This window comes from Gaiella sp. (assembly GCF_035710885.1).
Lineage (GTDB): Bacteria > Actinomycetota > Thermoleophilia > Gaiellales > Gaiellaceae > Gaiella.
In genome coordinates this window covers 47,045-55,717 of the sequence record NZ_DASTCS010000024.1, presented here as the reverse complement: position 1 = coordinate 55,717, position 8,673 = coordinate 47,045, and the positions used below count along the sequence as shown (strand labels likewise).

Genomic DNA, 8,673 nt, shown 5'->3' with positions numbered 1-8,673 from the left:
GTCTCCTACCCGGTCTCCACGAGCCCGGATTCGGCGAGCAGCGAACGGGCCGCTGCCTCCACCTTGTCCTCGAGCACGAGCGCGGCCAGCTCGAGCGGCTTCGAGTACGGCATCGGGACCTCAGCGCCGCCGACGCGCTCGGGCGGGGCGTCGAGGTCGTCGAAGCACGCGCGGCCGACACGAGCGGCGAGCTCGGCGCCGACTCCGAAGGTTGCCCAACCCTCCTCCGCGATGAGGACGCGGTTCGTCTTGCGCACCGACTCGACCACGGTGTCGACGTCGAGCGGGCGCAGGGAGCGCAGGTCGACGACCTCGGCCTCGAAGCCGCTCTGGGCCAACCGGTCGGCGACGGCGAGCGCGCGCCGGACGGTGTACGAGTGCGCGACGATCGTGAGATCGGTGCCCTCGCGCGCGATGTCCGCGCGGCCGAGCGGCACCGTGAAGTCCTCGTCCGGCTCCGGGATGCTGCCGGTCGCGTTGTAGAGCACCAGGTTCTCGACGAAGAGCACGGGGTCGTCGTCGCGGATCGCGGTCTTCAGCAGCCCGTACGCGTCTCGAGGGTTCGAGGGCGCGACGACTTTCAGGCCCGGTGTGTGTGCAAACCAGACCTCGAGCGACTGTGAGTGCTGTGCTGTCAGCTGGGCGCCCGCGCCCGCCGGGGTGCGGATGACCATCGGCACGCCGACCTTCCCGCCGAACATGTAGCGGATCTTGGCCGCATGGTTCACGACCATGTCCTGTGCCACGAGGATGAAGTTGATCGTCATGATCTCGACCACGGGTCGGAGGCCGAGCATCGCGGCGCCGATCCCGGCCCCGACGAAGCCTTCCTCGGAGATCGGCGTCTCGCGCACACGCTTGGGCCCGTACTTCTCCCAGAGCCCCGCCGTGACCTTGTACGAGCCCTCGAAGCGGCCGATCTCCTCGCCCATCAGGAACACGCGCTCGTCGCGGCCGAGCTCCTCGTCGAGGGCCCGTCTGAGCGCTTCGCGGTAGGTCACCTCTGCCACGATCGCGTCTCCCTGCGCTCGCCATACGGCGCCGCCGTGTTCATCCGGGCGAACTGGTCGCGCCACTGCTCGTCGCCGTACACGTTCTCGTACAGCTCGTCGGGGTCCGGCGTCGGCGCGGCCGCCGCCTCGCGGATCGCTTCGCTCACCTCGTCGGCGACCTGCTTGCGCATCGTGTCGAGCTCCTCGTCGTCGAGCAGGTCGCGCTCGCGGAGGATCTCGACATAGCGCGTGATCGGATCGCGCTCCCGCCAGGACGCGATCTCCTCGGCGGTGCGGTAGACCTTGCCGGCGTCGGCCACCGAGTGGCCCCGGAGGCGGTAGGTCGTCGTCTCGAGCAGCGCGGGCTCGGACTCCTCACGCGCGCGCGCGAGCAGACGGCCGGTGGCGTCGCGGACGGCGAGCACGTCGTTCCCGTCCACCCGCTCGCCGTGCATCCGGTAGGCGCAGGCGCGCTTGAAGAGCTCAGGCTCGGCTGACGCCTGCTTCACCGACGTGCCCATCCCGTAGAGGTTGTTGATCACCTGAAACACGATCGGCAGATGCCAGATAGCAGCGAGGTTGAGAGCTTCGTGGAATGCTCCGATGTTGGTGGCGCCGTCGCCGAACTGACAGAGCACCGCGCCGGGCCCGTCCTGATAGTCGATCGCGAGCGCTGCTCCGACCGCAATCGGAAGATGGCCCCCGACGATGCCCCAGCCGCCCAGGAAACGACGCTCGACGTCGAGCAGGTGCATCGAGCCGCCGTATCCGCCGGCTACACCCGTCTCCTTGCCGAACAACTCGGCCATGACCGCTTCCGGCGAGCTCCCGACGGCAAGCGCCGCGGCATGATCGCGGTAACTGACGAACAGGTAGTCGTCGGCTTCCAAGCAGTCGATGCTGCCGACGTTGGCCGCCTCCTCGCCGATCGCCAGATGGCAGTAACCGCCAATGCGGGCCCGCGTGTACTGCTCTTCGGCGCGCTCCTCGAAACGCCGGATGAGCAGCATCATGCGCAACAGGCGGCGGGCGTGCTCGCTGTCCTGCAACACGTCGCGCGCCCTCTCGGCTGCTCTCGCCACTACCTCGCCTTCTTGCGCTCGAAGGGTCCGCCTACGAGATTCTCGCATCAACCTACTTGCCGGGGCCGTACGCTTGGGAGCGCCGACGGCGCCCTCCGCGACGTCGGAACGACGACGCTCGTCACCGGAACCTTCGTGAGATCCTGCGCCTTCGCGAGCAGGTCGCGTTCCAGCCAGTACGGCTCTTCGGCTGGAGTCGCGAGCAACACCTGACTGGCAGGGAACGCAGCGAGCGCGTCGACCATGGACTCGAGCGGCTTGTCGCTGCCGACCCGGCCGGTCGCCGAAATACCGCGTCGGCGCAGAAGTCCGACCATCACGCGCATGGACTCGTCCGCGAAACGCCGTTCCCGAGCGTCGTCGTTGGCGAGAAAGTGAAGATGGGAGAGACGAACCGGAACGACGACATGAACGGTGACGTCACCGTCAAGGCGCGCCTCGATCTCGTCGCACAGTTCCTCCTCGCTGCAGTACGCGTCGACTATGGCGAGAAGCCGCCGCGCCGCGTCGGCGGCGACCGCGGGCCAGGCAGGACTGACACGGATACGCGGCAGCAACAGCGTGGCCGCGGCCGCCAAGCCAATAACGACCGCGGACGTGATGGCGAAGCCGACCCAACCAAGCGCCGGCGGGTCGACGACGAGCGCAACGAGGAGCGCAGCGGCGGTAAGGATGCCGGTGGTCGAGGCGAGAACAAACGCGAGCTTCGCCTTCACCCCCGAGGCCCGGAGAGGCGGCGTCATGTTCACGAGCGCCCACCTCGCACCCCGAGGCTCTCGTGCGGTGAGGGCCATCGCTGCCCCCGCGGACCCGTATCCCGGAGAACCTCGCGCGCCTGCTCACCCGCGGCGTGCGACCGACTCTCGCGGACCTCACGGGCGACCAGCAGCCCGCCGCCAACGGCAAACAGGAGGACCTCGCTAGTGAAGGCAGTTGTGATCGCGAGGTCAGGGTCCATCGACGCGACCCGGGCCACACGAGCGACGACGAGGTAACTCGACCATGAATCGAACGTAGTCGCGGCGCGAGCTTTCGTCCCTCGGGCGACGACCTCATTTTCTGCCACCCGCCTGAGCGGGGGTTTCGTTCGAAGCGGATGAAGGGACTCGAACCCTCGACCTTCTGCATGGCAAGCAGACGCTCTAGCCAACTGAGCTACATCCGCACGAGGGCCAACTATAGCGGCGACCCGGCCGCGTTCCTGCGCCGAGTCGCCGCCCGTGGGTGCCTCTAGCGCTCCACCGTCTCCCGCTGGGGCTCGACCAGCTGCTCGAAGACGGAGCGGAAGTCGACCATCGCCTTGCGAAGGTTCTCGGTCCGCTCGGCGCCGCTCGCGCCGTTGCCGTGGATCATCTCGTGCCCGTGGCGATAGCGCGACACGACCTGGGGATGGTCGACGGAGACCGCTGCGGCCTGCGTGTCGAAGTCGTCATCCGGGTAGCCGCGCTCGGTCAAGACGCCCCGGACGATGCTGTCGGCTTCGCGGGCCGCGAGTTCCGGGTCGTCGACGAACCGCTGCTCGGCGCGCTGCCAGTCATCCATGTACCGGCTCCGCGCGGCCTCCGAGAGCGGCTGGATCTCGAGCTCCTCGTGAGCCTTCTCGCGCTCGGCGAGCTCGCGTTCCGCTTTGCGCCTCGACCCGGTCGAATCGACCGTGCGGTCGTACTCAGGGCCGAACTGATCCTGCAGGGCCGAGCGCCGCCTCGACTGCGTGTAAGCCCAGGCCGCCAGCGCGACGAGGACGACGGCCGCGGCCACCGCGATCACGATCCACCACGTCGTATCCATGCCGATGCTCCTCCTTTGTCGTGCCGGAGGGGCGATACCCGACGCACCGGATCGGCAAACGACGGCTCAGTCGTCGAAGGCGGCGACGGCCTCCTCTCGGGCGGCCCGCGCCACGTGGGCGCGGTTCACCGCGTTGACCACCGCCCGGAGCGACGCGGTGACGATCGACGGATGGATCCCGACCCCCCAGAACGCCTCGTCGTCCACGTCAGCCTCGACGTAGGCCGCCGCGGTGGCGTCCTCTCCCCTCGACATCGCGTGCTCGTGGTAGTCGCGGACGTCGACGTCGACGCCGAAGCGTTGCTCGATGCCGTGCACGAGTGCGGCGATCGGCCCGTTCCCCTCTCCCGAGACGACGACGCCCTCCCCCTCGTGGCGCATCCGTGCGACGAGCCGGTCGCCGTCCTCCCCGCTCTCGTGCGCGTACGAGACCAGCACGAACGGCTCCTCCACGCCGATGTAGTGCTGCGTGAAGGCCTCCATCAACTCGTCGCCCGTCAGCTCGCCGCCTCGGACGTCGGTGATCGCCTGGATCTTCTGGGCGAAGTCGATCTGCAGGCCGCGGGGCAGATCGAGGTGGTGCTCCGTCTTCATGAGGTAGGCGACGCCGCCCTTCCCGGACTGCGAGTTGACCCGGATGATCGCCTCGTAGTCCCTGCCCACGTCCTTGGGATCGAGCGGCAGGTACGGAACGTCCCAGCCGCTCGAACCGGAGCGCTCCTGCGCGTCCATCCCCTTCTTGATCGCGTCCTGGTGCGAGCCCGAGAACGCGGTGTAGACCAGCTCACCGACGTACGGGTGCCGCGGATGCACCGGCAGCTCGTTGCACTCCTCGACCGTCCGACGCGCCTCGTCGAGCTCACTCAGGTCGAGTCCGGGGTCGACTCCCTGCGTCAGGAGGTTCAGCGCGAGGGTGATCAGGTCGACGTTCCCCGTGCGCTCGCCGTTCCCGAACAGGCAGCCCTCGACCCGCTCGGCACCGGCCATCAACCCCAGCTCGGCCGTGGCGACCGCCGTCCCCCGGTCGTTGTGGGGATGGACGGAGAGGATCGCGCTCTCTCTGTGGGAGAAGTGCCGGATGAACCACTCCATCCGGTCGGCGTAGACGTTGGGCGGGAAGGCCTCGACCGTCGTCGGGAGGTTGACGATCATCTTGGCCGCCGGCGTGGGACCCCACTCGTCCGCCACCGCCTCGCAGATCTCCAGCGCGTACTCGAGCTCGGTGTGGTGGAAGCTCTCGGGCGAGTACTGGAAGACGATCTCGGTCGGGGTCTGCCCGGCGAGCTCCTTGCAGAGCTCGGTGCCGCGCACGGCGAGGCGCGTGATCCCGTCCTGCCCGAGGCGGAACACGACGCGCCGCTGCGTCTCGGAGGTCGAGTTGTAGAGGTGGACGATCGCCCGCTCCGCCCCCTCGATCGCCTCGAAGGTGCGCTCGATCAGCTCGGGGCGGGCCTGCGTGAGGACGGCGATGGTGGTGTCGTCGGGGATCAGGCCCTCCTCGACGAGGACGCGGCAGAAGTCGAAGTCGGCCTTCGAGGCGGCCGGGAACCCGACCTCGATCTCCTTGACCCCGAGGCTGACCAGCAGGTCGAAGAAGCGCCGCTTGCGCGCTGCATCCATGGGGTTGACGAGCGCCTGGTTCCCGTCGCGCAGGTCGGTCGAGCACCAGATCGGCGCCTGCCGGAGGACGACGTCGGGCCACGTGCGATCGGGCAGGTCGACGGTGACGTAGGGGCGGTAGTGGTGAAACGGCATCGGCATGGATGGCCTCTTCTCCTCGGCGGGGCGTACCTCTCCCGGCGATGTGCGGGAGCACGGCGTGGATATGTGCGTCGCTCGCTTCCCCTACCGGGGAAGGAGGAGCAGGCCGAGCGCGAGGTCGAGGCCGGTCGATGAGAGCTCGAGCCGTTCGCGCATGCCGCCACCCTAACGGAGCGGAGCCATGGCGGCAACGCGCTCGGCCTGAGTAGGGTCGGCCGATGCACGTCGAGTACCGCCTGTTGGGCCCGCTCGAGGCCGACGTCGACGGGCGCCAGGCGCGACTCGGCGGCCCCAAGCAACGCGCTGTGCTCGCGCTGCTCCTCTGCCAGCCGAACACCGTAGTGCCGGCCTCGCGCCTGATCGACGCTCTCTGGGGCGACGACCCGCCCGGCTCCGCGGCGAACCTCGTGCAGGGCTACGTCTCGGGGCTCCGCAAGGCGCTCGGCAAGGATGCGATCGAGACTCGAGGCGCGGCGTACGTGCTGCGGGTGTCGAGCGGCGCGCTCGACCTCCAGCGATTCGAGCGGCTCGCGTACGAAGGCAGCCAGGCACTCGAGCGAGACGATCCGTCGACCGCGGCCGCGGCGTTGCGGGAGGCACTCACGCTCTGGAGGGGACCGGCGCTCGCGGACATCGCGGACGAACCGTCGCTCGAGCCGCCGATCGCACGGCTCGACGAACTGCGTCTGCTCGCTGTGGAGCGCCGGATCGAGGCCGATCTCGCGCTCGGCCTCCACGCGGACGTCGTCGGTGAGCTCGACCGGCTGGTCCGCGAGCATCCACTTCGCGAGCGAACCCGGGCGCTGCTGATGACCGCTCTCTACCGGTCCGGGCGACAGGCCGAGGCGCTGGAGACGTATCGCAACGCACGGTCGATGCTCGTCGACGAGCTGGGGATCGAGCCGAGCGCGTGGCTGACGGAGTTGCACGCCGCGATGCTGCGACACGACGCGAGCCTCGCACCCACGGCTCAACCGGAGGCGCAGGCGAAGCGCTCGATCCTCGTGGCGGCGCTCGCACCCGATCGTGCCGAGGGGCTCGCGATCCTGGCGGCACCGTTGACGTGCGAGCCGACGCGCGAGCTCATCGTCCTCACGACAGTTGCCTCGCCGGGCGAGTTGAGCTCCGCCGGGACGCTGGTCAACGAGCTTCGCGCGCGCCTTGTCGCGGACGGGGTTGAAGCGAGGGCCGCAGTGTTCACATCCGTGGCCCCGGGCGCCGACATGGCGCGCCTGGCGCACGAGCACGACGTCGACCTGCTCCTCGTGGATGCGCCCGATGGCCTGCTCGAGGACGCGCGCGTGCTCGCCCTTCTCGACCACGCTCCGTGCGACGTCGGCGTCGTCGTCGGCGGCCCTCCGGGACGGGGGGAGATCGTCGTGCCGTTCGCGGGCGCCGAGCACGACTGGGCCGCGGTCGAGCTCGGAGCGTGGCTCGCGCGGAGCCGGGGAACGAGCCTTCGGCTCGCCGGCGCCACGATTGGCGCTGACGGGAGGGATGCGAGCAGGCTGCTCGCTCACGCGTCGATCGCCGTGCAGCGCGCGCTGGGCGTTCCCGCCGAGCCGGCGCTCGTCGAGCCGGATCCCGATGCCCTCGTCGACGCTGCCCGGGACGCCGGCGTGGTCGTCGTCGGGCTGACCGACCGTTGGAGGCGGGAGGGCCTCGGCCGTGCCCGCACGGCGCTCGCGACCCAGACGTCGTCGCCGACGGTTCTCGTGCGACGCGGCATGCGGCCCGGCGGTCTCGCGCCCCGCGAGAGCGAGACGCGGTTCACCTGGACGATCGCCGGCTAACCGCTCAACGGGCCCAGGCGGGCGGCGCGGCTTTCCGGCAGGGCTGCGTGCCCGGCCCGGGCGGCGGTGCCTCGGAGAGAAGGCCGGAGAAGGTCTGCTCGACGTTGGCGGCGACGCTCACCGGCTCGAAAGTCGTTCGCCCGTGCCGGGAACGGACACGTGAGAGATACGTGTCTCGCACGGCCTGCCTGTTCCCGTCGAGCCTGGTCTCCCCGTCGGGCAGCTCGAGCCGAAGTCGTGCGAGCTCCGCCATCAGCCCCGAGCGCACGTCACCGGACTCGAGACGCTCCAGCGCTGAAAGCGTCGCCTCCACGGCGTTGTGGTAGCCGATCACCCAGGACTGGCTTCCGAACTGGGCCGGGACGCCCGGGTAAGCAGCCTTGTAGCGCCTGCGATAGTCGCGCAGGACGGGAGACGGTGGCGTCGACGGCAGCCAGGTTGTGCCGACGACGCCGTCGAGCCCGGGGCCAAGGATCTTCATGAGCGCCGAATCTTCCATGAACAGACCGGAAACCAGCAGCCGTCGTGAGTCCCCGAGCCGGGTGGCCAGTGGCGCCAGGACCGCGACCGGGTCGTCGAGAAAGCCGAGGAACGCTGCCACCCCATCCGGGCCCACCGCCAGGGAACGGGTGACCACATCCGGCTTGCCCGTGAACGGGGATCGGTACGCGGTCGTGACCACCTTCCCACCCAGGGCGCAGAACTCCGCGGCGAACGCAGCTGCTCCCGCCCAGCCCGGGGGCCCGTCCCCGGCGACGACAGCAGCACGGCGCCAGCCGAGATCGCGGTATGCGTACGAACCAAGCCCGGCTACTTGTTGAGCGTAATCGGGCGAAAAGCGAAAGAGATTCGCAGCCGGGCGCCGAAGTGTCACCTCCTGCTCGTTCCAGAACGTGCTCACGAAAGGCACCTCGGGGTACCGGTGTGCGAGATCACGTGCCACCACGGTCGCACCACCGATGAGGACGTCGACCTGCTCGGTCTCGAGCAACCGACGCGCCTCTTCGATGTACACGGTGTGCTCGCCGGTCTCCTGACACCCGTGGACGAGCACGACCCTGCGACCGCCGACCTCTATCGCGGTGACGCCGTCGCTCGGCCCCGTGCCGACGAGGCGCGCGCCGCGGTGAAGGAACGGCAGCTCTGCGCCGGACAGCTGGGCGTCCTCGTAGCCGTACAACGGCCCTTGGCAGTCGGTGAGTAGGCCGATTCGCACGGCTCGCGAGTCGGAGCTGCAACCCGCGGCGACCGTGGAGA

At 69.6% G+C, this 8,673-nt stretch carries 7 protein-coding genes and 1 tRNA gene; 1 reads left to right on the top strand and 7 read right to left on the bottom strand.

Going from position 1 to position 8,673, the window contains the following annotated elements:
- Positions 1 to 5 precede the first annotated feature (5 nt).
- From VFO26_RS05475 to leuA, 6 genes are all read right to left on the bottom strand, one after another.
- Positions 6 to 1,010, bottom strand: coding sequence for an alpha-ketoacid dehydrogenase subunit beta (locus VFO26_RS05475; protein WP_325113894.1), 1,005 nt, complete (start codon positions 1,008 to 1,010; stop codon positions 6 to 8).
- Entirely contained in the window at positions 998 to 2,122 is a 1,125-nt protein-coding gene (gene pdhA, locus VFO26_RS05470) for a pyruvate dehydrogenase (acetyl-transferring) E1 component subunit alpha (RefSeq protein WP_414653051.1), read from the bottom strand. Before pdhA ends, VFO26_RS05475 begins: the two co-directional genes overlap by 13 nt.
- Positions 2,122 to 2,790: a hypothetical protein gene (locus VFO26_RS05465; protein ID WP_325113892.1), complete on the bottom strand. Its 669-nt coding sequence runs from the start codon at positions 2,788 to 2,790 to the stop codon at positions 2,122 to 2,124. Before VFO26_RS05465 ends, pdhA begins: the two co-directional genes overlap by 1 nt.
- 375 nt (positions 2,791 to 3,165) lie before the next feature.
- A tRNA-Gly gene (locus VFO26_RS05460) sits at positions 3,166 to 3,239 on the bottom strand.
- Between the two features lie 65 nt (positions 3,240 to 3,304).
- On the bottom strand, positions 3,305 to 3,862 hold the full coding sequence (locus VFO26_RS05455) for a hypothetical protein (RefSeq protein WP_325113891.1): 558 nt from the start codon (positions 3,860 to 3,862) through the stop codon (positions 3,305 to 3,307).
- 66 nt (positions 3,863 to 3,928) lie between these two features.
- Positions 3,929 to 5,623 carry a 2-isopropylmalate synthase gene (leuA, locus tag VFO26_RS05450; protein ID WP_325113890.1) on the bottom strand — a complete coding sequence of 565 codons (1,695 nt, stop codon included), beginning with the start codon at positions 5,621 to 5,623 and terminating at the stop codon, positions 3,929 to 3,931.
- 218 nt (positions 5,624 to 5,841) lie between these two features.
- Here leuA and VFO26_RS05445 point away from each other — a divergent pair, with 218 nt between their 5' ends.
- Entirely contained in the window at positions 5,842 to 7,416 is a 1,575-nt protein-coding gene (locus VFO26_RS05445) for a BTAD domain-containing putative transcriptional regulator (protein ID WP_325113889.1), read from the top strand.
- A gap of 4 nt (positions 7,417 to 7,420) precedes the next feature.
- Here the strand turns inward: VFO26_RS05445 and VFO26_RS05440 are convergent, their stop codons facing one another.
- Positions 7,421 to 8,632 carry an ABC transporter substrate-binding protein gene (locus VFO26_RS05440; protein ID WP_325113888.1) on the bottom strand — a complete coding sequence of 404 codons (1,212 nt, stop codon included), beginning with the start codon at positions 8,630 to 8,632 and terminating at the stop codon, positions 7,421 to 7,423.
- Positions 8,633 to 8,673: the final 41 nt, after the last annotated feature.

What these genes read in the sequence shown, in the direction of transcription:
- pdhA (WP_414653051.1), bottom strand. Translation starts at nt 2,122, where the DNA reads ATGCGAGAATCTCGTAGGCGGACCCTTCGAGCGCAAGAAGGCGAGGTA.
- VFO26_RS05445 (WP_325113889.1), top strand. Translation starts at nt 5,842, where the DNA reads ATGCACGTCGAGTACCGCCTGTTGGGCCCGCTCGAGGCCGACGTCGAC.
- VFO26_RS05455 (WP_325113891.1), bottom strand. Translation starts at nt 3,862, where the DNA reads ATGGATACGACGTGGTGGATCGTGATCGCGGTGGCCGCGGCCGTCGTC.
- leuA (WP_325113890.1), bottom strand. Translation starts at nt 5,623, where the DNA reads ATGCCGATGCCGTTTCACCACTACCGCCCCTACGTCACCGTCGACCTG.